At 72.9% G+C, this 18229-nt stretch carries 15 protein-coding genes; 9 read left to right on the forward strand and 6 right to left on the reverse strand.

The window, feature by feature from the left end; genetic code table 11:
• Positions 1–123: 123 nt before the first annotated feature.
• On the forward strand, positions 124–1095 hold the full coding sequence (locus ACFMQL_RS28765) for a helix-turn-helix transcriptional regulator (RefSeq protein ID WP_364054334.1): 972 nt from the start codon (positions 124–126) through the stop codon (positions 1093–1095).
• A gap of 13 nt (positions 1096–1108) precedes the next feature.
• Here ACFMQL_RS28765 and ACFMQL_RS28770 read toward each other — a convergent pair whose 3' ends face one another.
• Positions 1109–1561: an ATP-binding protein gene (locus ACFMQL_RS28770; protein ID WP_364054331.1), complete on the reverse strand. Its 453-nt coding sequence runs from the start codon at positions 1559–1561 to the stop codon at positions 1109–1111.
• A gap of 169 nt (positions 1562–1730) precedes the next feature.
• On the opposite strand from ACFMQL_RS28770, the gene ACFMQL_RS28775 reads away from it, so the two are divergent.
• Positions 1731–2198, forward strand: coding sequence for an adenylyltransferase/cytidyltransferase family protein (locus ACFMQL_RS28775; protein WP_364054328.1), 468 nt, complete (start codon positions 1731–1733; stop codon positions 2196–2198).
• 24 nt (positions 2199–2222) lie between these two features.
• Here the strand turns inward: ACFMQL_RS28775 and ACFMQL_RS28780 are convergent, their stop codons facing one another.
• Entirely contained in the window at positions 2223–2729 is a 507-nt protein-coding gene (locus ACFMQL_RS28780) for a hypothetical protein (RefSeq protein ID WP_364054325.1), read from the reverse strand.
• 67 nt (positions 2730–2796) lie between these two features.
• Between ACFMQL_RS28780 and ACFMQL_RS28785 the strand changes: the two genes are divergently transcribed.
• From ACFMQL_RS28785 to ACFMQL_RS28795, 3 genes are all read left to right on the forward strand, one after another.
• Complete coding sequence (locus tag ACFMQL_RS28785) at positions 2797–3429, forward strand: TetR family transcriptional regulator C-terminal domain-containing protein (protein WP_364054322.1); 633 nt, start codon at positions 2797–2799, stop codon at positions 3427–3429.
• A gap of 193 nt (positions 3430–3622) precedes the next feature.
• Positions 3623–4210 (forward strand): hypothetical protein, encoded by a 588-nt coding sequence (locus ACFMQL_RS28790; RefSeq protein ID WP_364054319.1) that lies wholly within the window; start codon positions 3623–3625, stop codon positions 4208–4210.
• A 43-nt stretch (positions 4211–4253) separates the two neighbouring features.
• Complete coding sequence (locus ACFMQL_RS28795; RefSeq protein WP_364054316.1) at positions 4254–4997, forward strand: DUF427 domain-containing protein; 744 nt, start codon at positions 4254–4256, stop codon at positions 4995–4997.
• 11 nt (positions 4998–5008) lie between these two features.
• Here ACFMQL_RS28795 and ACFMQL_RS28800 read toward each other — a convergent pair whose 3' ends face one another.
• The 3 genes from ACFMQL_RS28800 to ACFMQL_RS28810 are packed head-to-tail and all read right to left on the reverse strand — an operon-like array spanning position 5009 to position 9339.
• Complete coding sequence (locus ACFMQL_RS28800; RefSeq protein ID WP_364054313.1) at positions 5009–6277, reverse strand: M20/M25/M40 family metallo-hydrolase; 1269 nt, start codon at positions 6275–6277, stop codon at positions 5009–5011.
• Complete coding sequence (locus ACFMQL_RS28805) at positions 6274–8133, reverse strand: prolyl oligopeptidase family serine peptidase (RefSeq protein ID WP_378787920.1); 1860 nt, start codon at positions 8131–8133, stop codon at positions 6274–6276. The genes ACFMQL_RS28800 and ACFMQL_RS28805 overlap by 4 nt, the downstream gene beginning before the upstream one ends.
• A gap of 3 nt (positions 8134–8136) precedes the next feature.
• Positions 8137–9339, reverse strand: coding sequence for a C39 family peptidase (locus ACFMQL_RS28810; RefSeq protein WP_364054307.1), 1203 nt, complete (start codon positions 9337–9339; stop codon positions 8137–8139).
• 214 nt (positions 9340–9553) lie between these two features.
• Between ACFMQL_RS28810 and ACFMQL_RS28815 the strand changes: the two genes are divergently transcribed.
• Complete coding sequence (locus ACFMQL_RS28815; protein WP_378787923.1) at positions 9554–13135, forward strand: DUF6493 family protein; 3582 nt, start codon at positions 9554–9556, stop codon at positions 13133–13135.
• Positions 13136–13181: 46 nt separating this feature from the next.
• On the opposite strand, the gene ACFMQL_RS28820 is transcribed toward ACFMQL_RS28815, so the two are convergent.
• Positions 13182–14291, reverse strand: a complete 1110-nt coding sequence (locus ACFMQL_RS28820) for a DUF5925 domain-containing protein (RefSeq protein WP_364054301.1) — start codon at positions 14289–14291, stop codon at positions 13182–13184.
• A gap of 210 nt (positions 14292–14501) precedes the next feature.
• Here ACFMQL_RS28820 and ACFMQL_RS28825 point away from each other — a divergent pair, with 210 nt between their 5' ends.
• From ACFMQL_RS28825 to ACFMQL_RS28835, 3 genes are all read left to right on the forward strand, one after another.
• On the forward strand, positions 14502–16376 hold the full coding sequence (locus ACFMQL_RS28825; protein WP_364054298.1) for a TrkA C-terminal domain-containing protein: 1875 nt from the start codon (positions 14502–14504) through the stop codon (positions 16374–16376).
• Between the two features lie 35 nt (positions 16377–16411).
• Positions 16412–17350 carry an S-methyl-5-thioribose-1-phosphate isomerase gene (gene mtnA / locus ACFMQL_RS28830; RefSeq protein WP_364054295.1) on the forward strand — a complete coding sequence of 313 codons (939 nt, stop codon included), beginning with the start codon at positions 16412–16414 and terminating at the stop codon, positions 17348–17350.
• Positions 17351–17431: 81 nt separating this feature from the next.
• A complete protein-coding gene (locus tag ACFMQL_RS28835) occupies positions 17432–18196 on the forward strand; it encodes an N-acetylmuramoyl-L-alanine amidase (RefSeq protein WP_364054292.1) in 765 nt (254 codons plus the stop codon).
• Positions 18197–18229: the final 33 nt, after the last annotated feature.

An 18229-nucleotide genomic window follows, 5' to 3' on the forward strand; every position in this document is an offset into this window, starting at 1 on the left:
CCGCCTCCCTGCTGGCGCCCGCCTTCCGCTCCGGGCCCCGCCCCCACCGATGCTCAGCCGCCGCCCCAGGTAGGCATTCGGTAAAGGGAGGGTCGGAAAACCGTAAATGATATAAAGGCAGGCGTGGCCCAGATCACCGTTGACGTGCGCCATCTTCAGGCGTTCGCCGAGGTCGGCTACCAGGTCGCGGGCGGTGGGGGCGCCCAGGGCGCGATGGCGGCGCTGCGCCGCGTCGTCCCGCTCGACGCGTACGAGTTCGTCGCCTACGACCCCGCCACCGGCCGCCACCACAGCGTGATCTCCGAGGGCCACCCGCGCATCGACCACGACGCGGCCGAGGAGTACGCCGGGCTCGACGCCTACCGCAGGGCGCTCGCCACCCGCGAGCCCGTCGAGATGCCCGAGCCGGACACCGAGCGTTACTTCCGCCGCCACCTCGCGCCCTACGGCTGGCGGGCCGGGCTGACCGCGCCGCTCTTCCTCGATGAGGGCCGCTTCACGGGCCTGCTCCACTTAGCCGCCAGGAAGGCGTTCCCGCCGCGCACCGGCGCGCTGGTGTCGGCCGTCAGCCCGCTGCTCGCGCACATCACCGACCTCAACCGGTGCGTGATCGATCCGGTGGGGCTGCCGCCCGGGTTCCGGGCGGTCGCCTTCGACCGGCTCGGCACGCGGCGCGAGGTGCCCGGCCACGAGGTCTCGCCGGTGCTGTGGGACGACCCGGCGATGGCCGCGTACGCGCGGTCCTTCATCGACTCGCGCGAGCTGAGCAGGCACGGCCTGTGGCTCGGCGGTGACGGCGGCTGGCACGAGGTGCGGCTGGTCAGGGCCGGGGTCGGGTTCCAGGGCTCGCTGCAGGGCGCGGTGGTGGCCGAGCGGCCGTGCACGCTGCCGTACGACCTGACCGGCCGCGAGATCGACGTGCTCACCAGGGTCGCGGCCGGCGACTCCAACCCGCAGATCGCGGCGGCGCTCGTGCTCAGCGTGCGCACGGTGACCACGCACCTGGAGCACATCTTCGCCAAACTCGGCTGCGACAGCCGTACCCGCCTGACCACCAAGGCGCTCGCCGAGGGCCTGTGCCGCCTCGACCTCTGACGCCCCCGCCGCGTCAGACGGCCAGGCCGGCGGGCAGCCGCTCGCCGACCAGCTCGAACCAGACCGTCGTCGAGCCCTGCTGGCGGGTGAAGCCCCAGCGGTGGCTCAGCGCCTCGATCAGCGGCAGCCCCCGGCCGCTGGTGTCCTGCGCCCCCGTACGGCACACGCACGGCGGCCGGTCCGATCCCGAGTCCGTCACGAACACCCGTACCGCGCCGCGCGAGCTGGCCAGGCTCACCGTGAACGAGCCCCCCGCACCCGATCTGCTGTGCAGCACCGCGTTCGTGGCCAGTTCGCTCGTCAGCAGCACCACGTCGTCGTAGAGCGGATGATCACGGCCGAGCGCCGACGCCACCAGCGCCCTGGCCCTCGACACCTGCGACGGTTTCCCCGGCAACCGGACCACGTGATCGTTCGGGCCGGGCCGGTAGTCCTCGATCACCTGCTGCGTGTCCGGCGGTGCCACGGCGACCTCCCCCATATCGGTGACGTAATGAGACGCGCGAACGGGGGCCCGGGGACTATCGCGAAAAGGTAGGAATCGCCTTTCCGAGGTCGCCTGCACGGCCTGCTGCGCCGACCGAGTACGCTGCGATCGACGAGTCGTCTAGGCCCATGGGGGAGCAGGAGGTCGCGTGAGCAGCCTGGAGGCCGTCTGGGTGCAACCGTACGACCGGCCTGGCGCGGCGGTCGTCACCGGAGTCTTCGACATCCTGCATGTGGGCCACGTGCGCTACCTCGGCGCGGTGGCCGCCCGGGGGCTTCCCCTCGTCGTCGGCGTCGAGGACGATCCGCGCGTACGCGCCTGGAAGGGGCCGACCCGGCCGGTCAACCCGGCGGCGGAGCGGGCCGAGGTGCTGGCCGCGCTCCGGTTCGTGACGGGCGTCTTCATCGTGGCCGGGCCGCCCGAGGCGCACGGGCCCGAGGACTACATCGACCTGCTCGCCCCCATGCGTCCCGGCGCGCTCGCCCACACCGCCGGCGACCCGCACGCGGGGGCCAGGGCCGCCGCCGCGGCCATCCTGGGGGCCGAGTGCTGGGAGATGGACGCCATCCCCGGCCGCTCCACCACCCGCATCGTCAACGCCGCTTCCAAGGGCTGAGCCTTCGCGGCCGGCGGGCTGGCCTCAGCGGCGACCGGCCAGGCGGTCGAGCAGAGAGTCGTCCCCGCCGGGCGCGAAGGGTGCGCCCAGCGTACGGGCGCGCAGGCCGAGGGCCGCGGCCTCGCCGAGCAGGCTGACGCCGATGGAGAGGGCCATCGGGCGGACCTGGTCGGGGGTGCCCGCCGCCGTCGCCAGGGCGCCGATGCCCGCGTTGATCCCGGCAGAGACGGCCCACGCGAGCAGGGTCCAGCCGGTGTAGCGCTGCCAGATGTGGCCGTCGCGGACGTACAGGCGCGGAGTGAGCCCCCGCACGGCGCCCAGCAGCACTCCCGCCACCGTGCCCGCCAGCACCCAGGCGAGGTCCGCCCCCGCCGGGTGCACGTCCTTGACCAGCGTGTACGCGCCGATGCCGATGAGCACGACGGGCGGTGTGAACAGGTCGCGGGCCCGCAGCGGCTCACCTTTGAACCGCCGGATCACCACCACGACGACCATCGCCACCACGAGCAGGGGGGACAGTGCATCGCTCATGTACGCCTCCGTTTATAGCACGACCATGCCAAAAAGAATCTAGCATGACCGTGCTATAAAAGAGCCCGTGCCGAAGATCGTGGATCCGGAGGAGCGGCGGCGCGCGGTCGCCGAGGCGGTGTTCCGCGTGATCTGCCGCGACGGCATCGAGCAGGCGTCGCTGCGCAACGTCGCCGCCGAGGCCGGGCTGGCCATCGGCTCCGTACGCCATTACTTCGCCGGGCACACCGAGCTGATGGTGTTCGCGATGCGGGAGATGGCCGCGCGGCTGATGACCCGGCTGACCGCCCACGCCGAGCGCCTCCTCGACCCGTCCGCCCCGCTGTCGCCCGGCGAGCAGCGCGAGATCGTCGCCGGCATGCTCGCCGAGCTGCTGCCGCTGGACGACGAGCGCAGGACCGAGGTCGTCGTCTGGCTGTCCTTCGCGGCCGCCGCCCGCACCCGGCCGGAGCTGCGCGCGTACGCCGACGAGCTGTACGACGGGCTGCTCGCGCTCACCACCCGCGTGCTGGAAGGCGCGCGCCGCTCGGGGAGGCTGCGCCCGGGCGCCGACGTCGCCCTGGAGGCCCGCCGCCTCTGCGCCCTCCTCGACGGCCTGGCCCTGGAAGCCGCCTTCTACCCGGATCGGCTGGAGCCCGACACCCTCCTCGCCGTCCTCCGCACCCACCTCACCGCCCTGACCCCCGGCCCACCCTCCTGACCACGCCCCGTTGCCACGCCGCTGCCACGGCGCCTTGCCGCGCCTCACCGCTTCGCGGGTGCTGCGGTCGGGGCGCCTGGGTGACGGGTCAGGGCACAGAACGGGTGGAGAAGGTGGGTATACGAGGGCTTACCTGGGGTTTTGCCGGGTCGGTTGGCCGGATGCGGGGCATGATCGCGTACTGTTTCGTGACATGACGGCCGAGCTGGTGGCGAAGCGGGTGACGAACATCCTGGCACCTCAAGTGCTGGTGATCGTCATGCCGCCCGCCGTCGGGCTGCTCGCGCAGGGGTGGAGCGGCGCCGCCTGGGGGCTGGTGGCGTCGGCGCTCTGCGGCGGGGTGCCGGCGGCGGTGATCGCGGTGGGAGTGCGCAGAGGGTGGCTCGACTCGCATCACATCGTGGACCGCACGCGCCGCACCAAGCCGCTGCTCGCGGCCGTGGCGGCCGTGCTGGTCGCGCTGGTGCTGCTGATCCTCATGGGCGCGCCGACGCTGCTCGTGGCCACGGTGACGGCGATGCTGATCGCGCTGGGCGTGACCGTCCCGATCACGCTGCGCTGGAAGATCTCCTTTCACGCCGCCGTCTCCGCGGGCACGGTCGTGGTGCTCGCGCACGTGCTGCCCGCCTGGCCGGCCGTGCTCGGCGGGGCGGCCGTGGTGGCGCTGGTGTGCTGGGCGCGGGTACGGCTCTCGCACCACACCTGGTCCCAGGTCACCGCGGGGGCGGCGGTCGGCGCGCTCATCACGTGGGGGACGCTGGCCGCCTTCGGTCTCAGCTGACCGGCGGCGGAATAGGCGTGCGGGCGGCCGGGTTGCCGCCGGTATGGATGCCAAGAGCCGCGGCCGGGTGCGCGTCGAGCGTACGGCCAAGCGTGTCAGGACCTACCTCGGCGGCCGGGTGGTGGCCGACACCACCTCCGCCCTCCTGGTGTGGGAGGTGCCCTACTACCCCACCTACTACTTCCCGCCGGCCGACGTCGAGGAGTCCGCGCTCAAGCCGACCGGCGCGACCAAGCACTCCCCGAGCCGCGGCGACGCGGTGGTCTACAACGTCGTCTCCGGCACGTCGGAGGCCGCGGACGCCGCCCTCGTCTACCCCGACTCACCCCTTGAGGAGATCAGGGGCCACGTGCGGTTCGAGTGGGACGCCATGGACGCCTGGTTCGAGGAGGACGAGGAGGTCTTCTTCCACCCGCGCGACCCGTACACGCGGGTGGACATCCTCAGCAGCTCACGGCACGTCCGCATCGAGGTGGACGGCGTCACCGTGGCCGACTCGCACAGCCCGCGGCTGCTGTTCGAGACCGGGCTGCCCACCCGCTACTACCTGCCCAAGACCGACGTACGGCTCGACCTGCTGGAGCCCACCGGCACCGTCACGCACTGCCCGTACAAGGGCACGGCCGAGTACTGGTCGGTCAACGGCAAGAAGGACCTGGCCTGGTCCTACCGCACGCCGCTGCCCGAGAGCGAGAAGATCGCCGGGCTGATCGCGTTCTACGACGAGAAGCTCGACGTCTACGTGGACGGCGTGCTGCAGGACCGGCCGAAGACCAAGTTCGCCTGACTGGCGGGCGGTCAGGCGGCCGTGAGCAGGCGGGTCAGCACGCGGGTGCCGAACTCCAGGCCCTCCACCGGCACCCGCTCGTCCTTGCCGTGGAACATGCCGAAGTAGTCGAGGTCGGGACGGAGCATGAGCGGCGCGAAGCCGTAGCCCTTGATGCCGATCCTGGCGAACGACTTGGCGTCGGTGCCGCCCGCCATCACGTACGGCACCGGCCGCGCCTTCGGGTCCTCGGCCATCAGCGCCCCGGCCAGCTCGTCGAAGAACGCCGACGGGTAGGGCGCGCCTGGCGCGTCCTCCAGGTTGACGAACTCGCGGGTCACCTTCGGGCCGAGCAGGTCGTCGATCACGTCGAGGAACTCCTCCTGCAGCCCCGGCAGGTAGCGCCCGTCCACGTGCGCCTCGGCCGTGGAGGGCACGACGTTCACCTTGTAGCCGGCGTCCAGCATGGTGGGGTTCGCCGAGTTGCGGATCTGGCCCTTGAACAGGTGGCCGAGCGCGCCGAGCCGGGCCGCCTCGGCGTCCAGGCGGTCGAGGTCCACCGGCTGCCCGGTGATCTCGCCGAGGTCCTTGATGAGCGCCGCGACCGGGGGCGTCAGGCGTACCGGCCACTCGTACGACGCCACCCGCGACAGGGCGTGCGCCAGCGTCGCGACCGGGTTGTCGGCCGGCGGGCGGGAGCCGTGACCGGCGACGCCGTGCGCGGTCAGCTTCATCCAGGCGGTGCCCCGCTCGCCCACCGCGATCGGGTAGACCCGGTGCTCGCCCGAGGTGACGCTGAACCCGCCCGACTCGCTGATGGCTTCGCTCACCCCGTCGAACAGCTCCCGGTGCTCGCCCACCGCGTGGCGCGAGCCGTAGTCGCCGGTCGCCTCCTCGTCGGCGAGGAACGCCAGCACCAGGTCGCGCTTGGGCCGCTCGCCGCGCTCCGCCATGCCGAGCACGGTCGCCAGCGTCATGGCGCACGAGCCCTTCATGTCGACCGCGCCCCTGCCGTACACGCAGTCGTCCACGATCTCGCCCGAGAACGGGTGCATGGCCCACTCGGACGGGTCGGCGGGCACCACGTCGAGATGGCCGTGGATCAGCAGCGCGTCGGGCGAGTCGCCGTCGATCCTGGTCACGACCGTGGTCCGCTTGGGCGCCGACTCGAAGACCACCGGCTCCATCCCGGCGTCGGCCAGCAGCGTGGCGACGTACTCGGCGGCCGGTCGCTCTCCGGAGCCGGGATTGGTGGTGTCGAACCTGATCAGGTCCGAGCAGATCTCGGCGACGCTCTTCACGCTCTCCCCTTCAGTGTCAGAGGCGGCACGTCGGGGGTCTCCATGTCGAAGATCAGCCCGTAGAAGGCCAGCTCGGCCTCCAGCACCGCGACGATGGTCTCTTCCCTGCGCCAGCCGTGCTGCTCGCCGGGGAAGGTGAGCAAAGCCCACTCTTTACCGTGTTTGTCCAGTTCGGCGGTGAACCGCTGGGCCTGGCTCACGTCCACGATCGCGTCCTCCAGGCCGTGCAGCATGAGGCACGGGCCCGACGCGCGGAAGGCGTTCAGGAGCGGGGAGCGTTCGGTGTAGCGCTGCCGCGTCTCGGGCAGCGGGCCCACCAGGCCGTCCAGATAGCGCGACTCGAAGTCGTGGGTCTCGGCGGCCCAGCTCTCCGGGTCGGTGATCGCGTAGTGCGCGACCCCGCCCGCGAACACGTCGCTGTGCACCAGCGCCGCCACCGTGGTCCAGCCGCCCGCGCTGCCGCCCCTGATGGCGATCCTGCTCGCGTCGGCCACGCCGCGCTCGACCAGCCCGCGCGCCACCTTGGCGCAGTCCTGCACGTCCACCACGCCCCACTGGTGGCGCAGCCGCTCCCGGTAGGCGCGGCCGTAGCCGGTCGAGCCGCCGTAGTTGACCACCGCGACGCCGATGCCCCTGCTGGTGAAGTAGGCGATCTCCAGGTCGAGCAGCAGCGGCATGGAGCCGGTGGGGCCGCCGTGCACGAAGATCACGTACGGGCCGGGTCCCTGCGCGCCGGACGGCGGGTACAGGTGTGCGTGCACGCCCTCGATCGTCACCGTCTCCGGGGTAGGCAGCAGCGCGCGGTCCGGCAGCGGCTTGGGCGGCGAGACGACCTCGTGCGCGCCGTCGTCCAGCCCGACCAGCGTGACCTCCAGCGGCGTGTACGGCGTCCCCTTCACCGCCGCCGCCTTGCCGCCCGCCACCGAGACGGTCGCCGACCAGTGGGTGGCGTCACCGCCGACCTCGCGCAGCTCGCCGGTCTCCGGGTCGAGCACGCCCAGGCGGCGGTGGTCGGCGGTGCCGTGCACGACCACCAGGCGGCCGTCCTCGGCCACCGCGAACGTGGCGAGGCCCGGCTTCCACATCGCCACGCCGAACTCCGACTCCATGGGGGTCAGGTTGCGGGCGGGGCCGCCGCCGAGCGGCACGAGGTGCACGTTCCACCAGCCGGTCGGATCGGTGACCGCGTACAGGCTGCCGGCGTCGCGCCACTCCGCCTGCGTGACCGACTCGCTCGGGCCGCCCGCCACCACCTCGTACGGCCCCGCCGTGCCGTCGTCGTTCAGCGGCGCGACGCACAGCTCCGTGCCGTCCCAGGGCATGTTCGGGTGGTCCCAGCCGATCCAGGCGACCTTGCGGCCGTCGGGGGAGATGCGCGGGTTCATCAGGAAGTGCTGCGCTTTGACGATGACCCGTACGCCGCCGCCGTCCAGCGGCACCGCCACCAGGTCGCGCACGTCGTTCGTCTCCCTGACCGCCCACACCTCGGCGCGGCCCGGCGGCAGGTACAGGTCGCCGTAGCGCGACGGGCCCTCGGGCGTGAGCGGCACCGGCGTCCCGCCGTCGTCCAGGCGGTAGAGGCGCTGGTCGGACCAGTTCGTGAAGACCAGGCCGCCGCCGGGCAGCGGACGCCAGGAGCGGCCGCCGTACTCGACGAGCCGGTTGCGCGCGTTCCAGCCCTCGGGGAGCGCGTCCGTACGGGTGCCGTCCGGCAGGCGGCGGACCACGCAGCGCCGTCCGCCCTCGTGCGGGCGGGGCTCGTCCCACCAGACCTCGACCCCGGCGGCGGTGGCCACCGCCTCCACCCATTGGGGGCCGCCGTCGGTCCTGGCCACGTCGATCGGGCTAATGCTCATAACTCACCAATTGCCGTTGGTACTCGGAGGAAGAGGAACGTCTGGAGGGTGTAGCACGTACACGATGCCGCCGCTTCCCGAACGTCGGAGCCACACGTGCTCGAACGCGGCCCGCGGGTAGACCCGCCTGACCTCGTCGTCCGTGGGAGCGGCGGGATCGTTGACCACGACGTCGCCGCCGGCCGTGAAGCCGGTGACGACCAGGATGTGGCCGTCGGTGCTGTAGCAGGAGCCGGGCAGCTCGTGCGCCTTGAACGACTGCGAGGTGATCACCGGGATGCCGGCCCTGATGAACGGCTCGAGCTCCGCCGCCGACCGCAGCCGGGTCACGAAGCCTTTCAGACCGTAGCGGCCGGCGTAGGCCACGTTGAACGGCCAGTTGCCGGTGCCCTGGTAGCTCGCGTCGTACGTGCCCGCCGCCGCGTGGTCCACCGCCGGTGCGGGGTCGCCGTCGCCCACCCAGGCCAGCTCGTCCGGCGACGGGCCGCGGCCCCAGTACGCCAGCACCATCGCCACCGAGGCCGGGCTGCACCAGTTGGCGCCGCCGCCGTCGTAGCGCGGGTGGTGACCGGCGTGCGCGTACTGCGAGTGGCGGGGCACGTCCAGCTCCACCGCGCCGCCGGGGCCGAAAACGCTCGTGGACGGCGGGCGGGGTGGCAGGGCCGAGGCCATCACGCCCAGCCCGGTCACCTCGGCGCCGCCGCCGTGCCAGGTCACCCGTACCTGGTAGGCCGTCACCGGCCGCCTGGCCACGAACGTGTCCACCGCGACGTCGCCGTCCTCGTCGCCCTGGCCGGGCACGGACGTGCGCGGGTCGCCGTGCTCGGACCAGCGGCCCATGACGTACCACTTGGTCCACCTGCCCGGCTCCGCGGCGGGCCTGGCGCGTAACGCGATCTCGATCCATGAGCCGGGCGGGGTGCGGGCCGTCCACGACGGGATGATCTGGGTGGCGGCGAAGCCGATCGGGTGCTCCTCGCTCGTCCACTCCGCGCTTTCCTGGACCGTCGGTACGGTGCCTTCCGGAGCCGTCGGCACGGGGCTTCCGAGGAGCGTCGCCGCAGGGCTTCCGGGGGTCGTCGGCGCGGGGCTCCCCGGGGTCGTCGATGCGGCGTTTTCCGGGGTCGTCGGTATGGCGAAGCGGGTGAAGGCGACGCGGGCCGGATCGACGGTGAGCACCAGCCACATTGTGGTTTTGCGCGGCATGTCGCACATCGGATGGTTTACGTACCGGGGGATTGTCGGTCCGCCACCTTAGGGTTCGGCTCATGACTCCTGTATCTCAACGGCACACGCGCCCCGGGCGTCGCCCCGCGGGCCCCATCCCCTGGCACCGCCCTGCGGACGCCGGCAGGCCCGCCCCCACGCTCTCCGGCGAGGGGCCGTCACCCGGCTTACCGGCGGCGCGGGAGGTGGCGCCGTGAGCGCCGAGGAGGAGCCGGTCGCCGCGTCGTGGGCGGCGGTGGCGGCGGCCATCGGCTCCGGCGACGCCGATGTGGCCGCCGACCTCCTGCTCCGCCTCGACCCCCGCACGTTGTCGCCCGGCCCGCACACGCACGGGCACCCCGGCCCTGCGGCTCTCGCAGAGGACGCGGTGCCGGCCTCCGAGGGGCCCGGCCCGCGGGTTGCTGCGGAGCACGGCTTGCGCGCCTCTGAGCGGCCCGGCCCGCGGGTTGCTGCGGAGCACGGCTTGCGCGCCTCCGAGCGCTCCGGCCGGCGGGACGCCTCCCGTGCGCCTTACGGGCCTGACTCGCAGGCTCCCCTGGACCGCGGCATTGATGCCGCCGAGCGGTCCGCGCTGCGGGCTCCTGCGCAGGACGCTTCCGGCGCGCCGTACGAGCCCGGCGTGCCGGAGCCTTCAGAGGACGGCCTGCAGGTCGCCGCTGATCGGCCAGGTCCGCAGGCTCTGGTGGAGCATGGCCCGCACGCGGCTCGCCACGCCGGGCCCCAGGCACCGCATCACGCCACCTGCAAAGGCCGTCACTCGGAGCACGGGCGGCGGCGGGGACGATCGGGCGGCGCGGGCCCGCGTGGTGGGCGCGTCCGGAGTGACGACGATCCCGGCGACGCCGCCCTGTTCGGGCTGCTCGCCGACGCCATGGCCGGGCGTACGGCGGAGTGGCGGGCCGAGTTCGCCACCCGGGCCGCGCTCAAGCTGGTCCCTGGGCCGCGACGGCGCGGCGGACCCGGGCAGGGTGTCCGCATGGTGCTCGCCCTGCTACGCCACACCGGCGTGGTGCCGCCCGTACACGACCCGCTCGTCCTCACCTGGGCCGCGTGCACGCCCGACGCCGCCGCGCTGCGCGCCGACCCGCTGCTCGACCACCTCGTGCCGAGGCTGTTCGACGCCGATGGCGTCGGGGCGCTGCTGCGGGACGAACGCTCAGACCCGCCCAAGCCCCGCTCCTGGCTGGCCGCGCTGCACGAGCTCGCCGCCGACGGGCGGATCGAGCGCGACCTGCTGCTCGACGGGTGCCTGCGGCGTTTCCTGCGCGGCGGGCAGCCCGCCGACCTGCGCTTCTTCGTACGCCTGCACGAGCTGCTCCAACCCACCTACGACGAGGTGAGCGGGCGCCGCAGCGCCTACCTGGAGCTGCTGTCCGCCGCGCCAGGGGCGGTCGCCGAGACGGTGCTCAGGCACGTACGGCGGCTCGGGGACCTGGAGCCCGGCGAGGTGACCGGGGCGCTGCGGGCGTTGCTGTCCAGGCGGGAACGCAAGCTCCAGACGGCCGGCGTCACCTGGCTCGACGAGGTCGCCGCCGCCGATCCGGCCGCCGGGCTCGACGAGCTGGCGTCGGCGCTCGGGCGCGCGTTCGGTTCGGAATCCGCTGACGTGCAGGGGCGGGCCGTGCGGGTGGCGGTCAAGCACGCCAAGCGGTTCACCGCCGACGGAGCGCGGGCGATCAGGGAGGCGGCGCAGGCACTGCCGCAGGAGCTGCGGGAGACGCTGGCGGCCGTCTTCGGCGGGAAGACGGGGGAGGGGGCCCGGCATCCCGACGGCTTCCGCCCCGTGCCGCTGCCCGAACCGCTTCCTGTTGGAGCGTTCCCTTCGCCGGTGCGGGCGGCGTACGAGCTGGATCCCTGGCCGGGTGCCGGGTGGCAGGATGCGGAACGGTGGCTCGCCGGAGTCGTCCGTCTGTACGGTCACGACCCGATCGGTCTCGCCGCCCGGCTCACCACTCGCCGCCCGCCCCCGAACCCGCCGTCCGGCCCCTGGCTGGACATCGACCAGTGGGCTCAGGCGATCACTCGCCTCATCCTCACCCTGCCCCGCACCACCAGGCCGCGCAGAGGTGCCGCCACTCGCTTATCCGGCCGGAAGAGCCGGGTCGGCGGGGGTGTCGCGGGCGACGCAGGGCGCGGTGGAGACGGCTCCGGCACCACCCTCGCCGCTCGTGGGGCAGGCATCATGCCCGGCGCGCGGGCGGCGGGCGTCCCTCCCGCCGCCCGCGAGGTCGGCGTCGCACCTGGCGGCCAGGGGGCCGTCGCCGCCATCCGTGCGGGTGGGGGGGACGTCGGCTTCGGAGAGAGCGGGTTTGGCGTCGCGGCGGGCGCGCGTGAGGTGGGCGGCGTGTCCTCGGCTGCCTTGCAGCGGCTGCCGCAAGCCGGGGATGTGCCGGGGCCGCACCTGTTCCTGCTGCGGCGCTGGGCCGAGGTGCACGATGCGCTCGCGGCCGGAACGCCCCCGCCTTACCTGCTCGCCGAGCCCACCGACGACGCCGGAGGGCTCGACCCCGCGGTCCTGGTCGAGCGGCTGGCGGGCTACGAGCGGGCCGGGGCCGAGGCCCTGCCCGCCGACCTGCAGCAGGCGCTGCTACGGCTGCCACGCGTGATCCCGCAGGAGGTGGTGGTGCGCGCGGCCGGGCTCACGTCCGAGGCCGGCCGGGCCGCTGCCCGCTGGATGACCGGTGGGCGGCCGGAGCCGGTCGCCGAACTCCTCTGGTGGTGCCCCATCCTCGGCGGCCCCGGCGTGGACCTGTCCGGCGCCGCCCTGACAGAGCCCGCCCTGGCGAAGTCCGGCGCGTCCGGCGCGTCCGGTCCCGATCTGGCGGAGGCCGGTCCGTACGGCGTGTCCGGTCCTGGCCTGGCGGAGTCTGGCGTGTCTGGCGTGTCTGGTTCCGGCCTGGCGGAGTCCGGTTCGTACGGCGCATCCGGTTCCGGCGTGGCCGGTGCTCCCGGGACCGGCACGGGCGCTGCTCGCCACGGCGGTCCGGGCGGTGAAGGCGCCGGCCGGGGCCGGGGCGTCGGCGGGTCTGCCGGTGAGGCGGCACCGCACGACAGGTGGCAGTGTTGTGCGGCGAGGGCCGGACGGGTGCATGAGCTGGGCGCGCGCCTGCGGCTGGCCGCGCCGACCGGGCTGGCGCTGGTGGACGGGCTGCTGGGCGGCTCGGCGGCGCACGGGTTACGCGATCACGGCGGTTACCTGGGGTGGTGGCCGTACCTGATGCCGTCGGATCGCGAGGCCGTGGCGGCGTACTTCGTTCCGCATCTCATGGAGCGGTGGCGGCGGGCACGAGTGGAGGCGGCGCAGGCGCCGGCCCTGGCGGCGGCGGGTGGGCCGCCCGGGGACGCGCTCGCGCTCGTCGTGGCCTACCTCGCGGCGGACCGGTCGCGGGCGGCGGCGAAGGAGCGGGCCCGCCCGGTCGTCGAGCTGGCCGCGCGCGGGGAGCTGGACGCCGAACGGGTGGGACGGCGGCTCGCGCTGCTGCTCCGCCGTACGGAGCTCAAGCCGGGCCCGGCGTTCGAGACCCTGGAAGCGGCGGCGGCGCTCGGCGCGCAACGGGAGGTGTGGCGGATCATGACCGCGTTCCTGCCGGGGTTCCTGCCGGGGCCGGGGGAGCGGCCGCACACCCGGCACACCCAAGGGCTCGTCTTCGCGCTGCGGGCTGCAAGGTGGGCGGGGGCGCGCGGTGCGGTGCCGTGCGTGGCGGAGATCGCCGGGCGCAAGGCGTCGAACACGTTCGTGCGTGAGGCCCGCCGCCTGCACACCTATCTCACCTGATGCCGGCGGTTCGGGGGCGCACGCCTTGCGCCCCCGAAACCGGCCGTTACAAGTAGAGGCCGGTCGACTCGTCGCCGGGCGTCGGGGTGATCTCGCGGCCCGCGCGCAGCGCATACAGCTGGGCCAGGGTGGCGCCCGACGGGCCGACGCCCTCGGACGTGCCGAGCCACGCGATCGCCTCCTCCTTGCTCAGCGGCCCCACCTCCAGCTGCGCCAGGCAGCGGCCGGGGCGGACGACGGCGGGGTGGAGGCGGGCGAGGTCCTCGTTCGTGGTGATCGCGACGAGCACGTCGCGGCCCTGCCCGAGCAGCCCGTCGGTGAGGTTGAGCAGCCGGGAGAGCCCCTGGCCCGCCTGCGCCTTGGCGCCGGAGCTGATGAGCTCGTCGCAGTCTTCGAGTACGAGCAGCCGCCAGCGCTGGGACTCCTCGTCGGTGTCGTAGCCGACGGCGACCTCCATGAGGTAGCCGGGCTCGTTGAACAGCCGCTCGGGGTCGAGCACGCAGTCGACCTGGCACCAATCGCGCCACTGCTTGGCGAGGGTGCGCAGCAGCGTGGTCTTGCCGGTGCCGGGCTCGCCGTGCAGCAGGATGAGGCGGCCGTTGACGTCCTCAGGCGTGATCGACATGAGCCGGTCGAGCGCGGGGCGGATCTTGGCCGAGTAGTTGCCGCTGATCTCCGACCAGGGCTGCGCCGTGATCGGCTTCTCGGACCGGGTGCCGCCGTGCATGCCGCGCCACCAGAAGCCCATCTCCACGTGATCGGCTTCTGGTACGGGCTCTTCCGCCCCCTCGATGCTCTCCGCGAGCACGCTCTGGGCGAGGTCCTCGTTGACCGCGGTCACGCTGACCGTCGCCGTCCGGTTGCGGTGGCGCACGACCCGCAGCGTCCAGCCGTCTCCGCAGATGAGCTTCGACTCCGGGCCGTCCTCGACCCGGGCGGTGCGCAGCACCCGGCCGCCGGCGGGGGCGAGCGGGGCGTCAGGGCGTACGCGCTCCAGGTTGGCCAGGCGCGACCACGGCTGCACGCCTGTCGCGAACGGCGACAGCGCCAGCGCGTCGATCACGTCGATGGCGGAGTCGGCGTCGTCGATCCAGATGTTCATCGGGAGCTCAGAGGAGTCCGGGCTGGGGAACGGCACCTCCTTGATCACAGACATACCGTTGATGATCTCCGTCTCGGGGCCGTATGTCGACGAGTTTTCGGCTGGGGACACGTATATCCCTCTGAGCGTACCCGGCCGGGTGATGAGGAGGGGGCCGGGCGCGCCAGCCCCTATGGCGTAGGGGATTCGGAGCGCTTCGCCATGCGTAGACCAACATCGCCCGGTACCTTGTGACGTCGGGTAAATCAGTGCTTAAGCGGAGGTATGGGGGAAGTGTCGAAAGTCACGTTCCGCGAGCGGGCGAGGTACTGGTTCGACAACACCATGTCGAAGGGCACGGCCTCGCTCATCGGGTGGCTGGCGATCGTGTCGCTCGCGCTCATCGTGGTCGTGACCGGGTTGACGCTGTGGCTGGCCCCCAACGAGCCCGAAGGTGTGCAGCACGCCGGCGAGGTGGCGTGGATCGCCCTCATGCACGCGCTCAGCCCGGGCAAGGTGGCCAGCGACGAGGGCTCGTTCGCGTACGTGGCGGTCATGTTCGCGATGTCGCTCGGCGGGTTGTTCATCGTCAGCATGCTCGTCGGTCTGCTGTCCAACGGGTTGAAGCAGAAGGTGGACCGGCTGCGCAGAGGGCGCTCGCGGATCGTGGAATCGGGGCACACGGTGATCCTCGGCTGGTCCGACCAGGTCTTCACGATCATCTCCGAGCTGGCCAAGGCCCAGGCCAGCCAGAAGCACTCCGTCATCTCGATTCTCGCGGAACGTGACAAATTGGAGATGGAGGAGGAGATCCGCGAGCGGCTCGGCGACCTCGGCCACACCCGCGTCGTCTGCCGTACGGGACGCCCGACCGAGCCGCGCGACCTGGAGCTGATGAACCTCGCCACCGCCCGCTCCGTTGTCGTGCTCTCGCCCGAGCGCGACGACCCCGACGCCCACGTCATCAAGATCCTGCTCGCGCTGGCCAAGCGCGAGGGCATCCGCCCGCCCGTGGTGGCCGCGCTCACCTCCAGCCGCAACATGGCCGCCGCCCGCCTGGCCGGTGGTGACGACGTGCACCTGGTCGACTCCGACGACACCGCCTCCCGCCTGATCGTGCAGTCGTCCCGCCAGTCCGGCATGTCCGTGGTCTGCATGGACCTGCTGAACTTCGACGGCGGCGAGATCTACCTGCGCACCCCGAAGAAGCTCATCGGCGTCACGTACGGAGAGGCGCTGCACGCGTACGAGACCGCCTCCGTGATCGGCCTGCGCCGCCCGACCGGCGTCGTGCTCAACCCGCCGTTCGACACCGTCATCAACGCCGACGACCAGGTGATCGTCATCGCCAACGACGACTCCCACGTCCGGCTGGCCGCCGACGAGCCGCACATCGAGGAGGCGGCGATCATCGCGTCGGAGAAGGCGCCCACCGAGCCCGAGCGCACGCTGCTGCTCAACTGGAACGGCCGCGCCGAGCAGATCATCCGCTACCTCGACGGCTACGTCGCCCCCGGCTCGGTGCTGGAGGTCGCGACCGACCACCCCAAGGCCGCCATGGAGCTCACGGGCCTGCGCAACCTCACCGTCAACGTCAAGGACTGCGACACCACCGACAGGTTCGCGCTGGAGGCGCTCGGCGTCGGCCTGTTCCAGCACGTCATCGTGCTCTCCGACGACCGCTTCGACCCGCACCACGCCGACACCCGCACGCTCATGACGCTGCTGCAGCTGCGCGACATGCAAAAGACGCTCGGCGAGCACTACTCGATCGTCAGCGAGATGCACGACGAGAACAACCGCGCCCTGGCCGAGGTCACCGAGGCCGACGACATCGTGATCAGCAACACGGTCATCGGCCTGCTGCTCGCCCAGCTCGCCGAGAACCGGCACCTGGCCGAGGTGTTCTCCTACCTCTTCGACTCGCGCGGCTCGGAGATCTACCCGCGCCCGGCCACCGACTACGTGAAGACGGGCGTGGAGGTGTCGTTCTCCACCGTCGTGGAGGCCGCGCGGCGCAGGGGCGAGACCGCCATCGGCTACCGCGACAACAGCGCCAGGAACGATCCGCCGCACTACGGCATCGTCCTCAACCCCGACAAGAGGAAGCCGATCGTGCTGGGCGAGCGCGACTCCGTCATCGTGCTGTCCGAACGCTGATTGCCGCAACGAGAGATTGGGTTAGCGTTTCTGCCGTGAGGACCATCGACTGGGTGGACGGCGCCGTCGAGATCATCGACCAGACCCTGCTGCCCGACAAGTGCGTCACGCTGCGCATCCACACCGTCGCCGAGCTGATCGACGCCATTCAGCGGCTGGCGGTGCGCGGCGCGCCCGCGCTCGGCGTGGCGGGGGCGCTCGGCGTCGTGCTGGCCGACGGCGACCCCGACCAGATCGCCGCGCTGCGCGCCGCCCGGCCCACCGCGGTCAACCTCGCCTGGGGCGTCGACCAGGCGGCCGCCCACCTGAGCGAGGGCCGTGAGGCCGTGCTGGCCGCCGCCCTGCGCGTACGCGACGACGACCTGGCCGCCAGCAGGGCCATGGGCGAGCGCGGCGCCGACCTGCTCGAAGGCGACCGCCTGCGCGTCATGACCGTGTGCAACACCGGCGGGCTCGCCGCCGTCGAGCGCGGCACCGCGCTCAGCGTCGTGCAGACGCTGCACGAGCGCGGGCGGCTGGCCGAGGTGCTGGTGCTGGAGACCCGGCCGCTGCTGCAGGGCGCCCGGCTCACCACCTGGGAGCTGGCCAGGATGGGCGCGCCCCACCGGCTCATCGCCGACTCCGCGGGCCCCTACCTGCTGGCGCAGGCCGACGTCGACGCGGTGCTCATCGGCGCCGACCGCATCGCCGCCAACGGCGACACCGCCAACAAGATCGGCTCGTACGCGCTGGCGCTCGGCGCGGAGCGGGCCGGCGTGCCGTTCATCGTGGTCGCGCCCGAGTCCACGATCGACCCCGACACCCCGTCGGGCGACAAGATCGAGATCGAGGACCGCGGGGCCGAGGAGATCGTCTCCATCCGCGGCGTGCGCATCGCCCCCGAGGGCACGCAGGCGCTCAACCCGGCCTTCGACGTGACGCCCCACGACCTCATCACCGCGATCGTGACCGAGCAGCGGGTCATCAGACCGTAAAGGAATATCGCCGATCCCCTGACCGGTCCGCGCCCTCCGGGTTACGCTCAGTTGCCAAGACAGCGAATCTCGGAGCTCACGGTGGCCATCGACCTGGTGTTAAGGCGCGAATGGAACGCCCGCGCCCCGCGCGGCGACTACACACAGCTCGACTCCACCAAAGGAGTCAAGGTCCACTACACGGGCGGCAGGGTCGACGAGGCCATCGTGTCCGACCATGCCCGTTGCGTGGCGTTGGTACGTTCCATCCAGGCCTACCACATGGACGGCAACGGCTGGATCGACATCGGCTACAGCTACGTCGCCTGCCCGCACCGCAAGGTGTTCGAGGGCCGGGGCCTGCACCACCTGCCCGCCGCCAACGGCCCGGGGCTGAACGCCGGCCACTACGCCGTGCTCGGCCTGGTCGGCAACGCCGGCCTGGTCCGCCCGCCCGACGGCGTGCTGCACGCCATCGTCGACGCCATCGAGTTCGTCCGGCGGAACGGCAGCGCCGGCAAGGAGATCAAGGGCCACCGCGACGGCTACGCCACCGACTGCCCCGGCGAGCCCCTCTACGCCTGGGTGCGGCGCGGCGCGCCCCGCCCGGCCGGCGGCGACGAGGGCGGCGGCCCTCCTGCGGCTCCGCCGTTCCCCGGACGGCTGCTCGGCTACCCGCCCGTGATGCACGGCGAGGACGTGCTCACCTGGCAGTCGCAGATGCGGCGGCGCGGCTGGGAGCTGGACGTCGACGGCGCGTACGGACCGCAGTCGCGCGACGTGTGCCGCCGCTTCCAGCGGCAGCAGGGCGTGACCGCCGACGGCATCGTGGGACCGATCACCTGGCGCCTGACCTGGGAGGGTTAGACCCGGGGTTACTGGGTTCGGGGGGTTCCGCCT

Origin of the sequence: Nonomuraea fastidiosa, from assembly GCF_042751225.1 — a bacterium.
GTDB lineage: Bacteria > Actinomycetota > Actinomycetes > Streptosporangiales > Streptosporangiaceae > Nonomuraea > Nonomuraea fastidiosa.

Excerpts from the sequence above, each read along its gene's own strand:
- ACFMQL_RS28780 (WP_364054325.1), bottom strand. The coding sequence starts at position 2,729 with ATGAGCGATGCACTGTCCCCCCTGCTCGTGGTGGCGATGGTCGTCGTG.
- ACFMQL_RS28790 (WP_364054319.1), top strand. The coding sequence starts at position 3,623 with ATGACGGCCGAGCTGGTGGCGAAGCGGGTGACGAACATCCTGGCACCT.
- ACFMQL_RS28795 (WP_364054316.1), top strand. The coding sequence starts at position 4,254 with ATGGATGCCAAGAGCCGCGGCCGGGTGCGCGTCGAGCGTACGGCCAAG.
- ACFMQL_RS28805 (WP_378787920.1), bottom strand. The coding sequence starts at position 8,133 with ATGAGCATTAGCCCGATCGACGTGGCCAGGACCGACGGCGGCCCCCAA.
- ACFMQL_RS28810 (WP_364054307.1), bottom strand. The coding sequence starts at position 9,339 with ATGCCGCGCAAAACCACAATGTGGCTGGTGCTCACCGTCGATCCGGCC.
- ACFMQL_RS28820 (WP_364054301.1), bottom strand. The coding sequence starts at position 14,291 with ATGTCTGTGATCAAGGAGGTGCCGTTCCCCAGCCCGGACTCCTCTGAG.
- ACFMQL_RS28825 (WP_364054298.1), top strand. The coding sequence starts at position 14,502 with ATGGGGGAAGTGTCGAAAGTCACGTTCCGCGAGCGGGCGAGGTACTGG.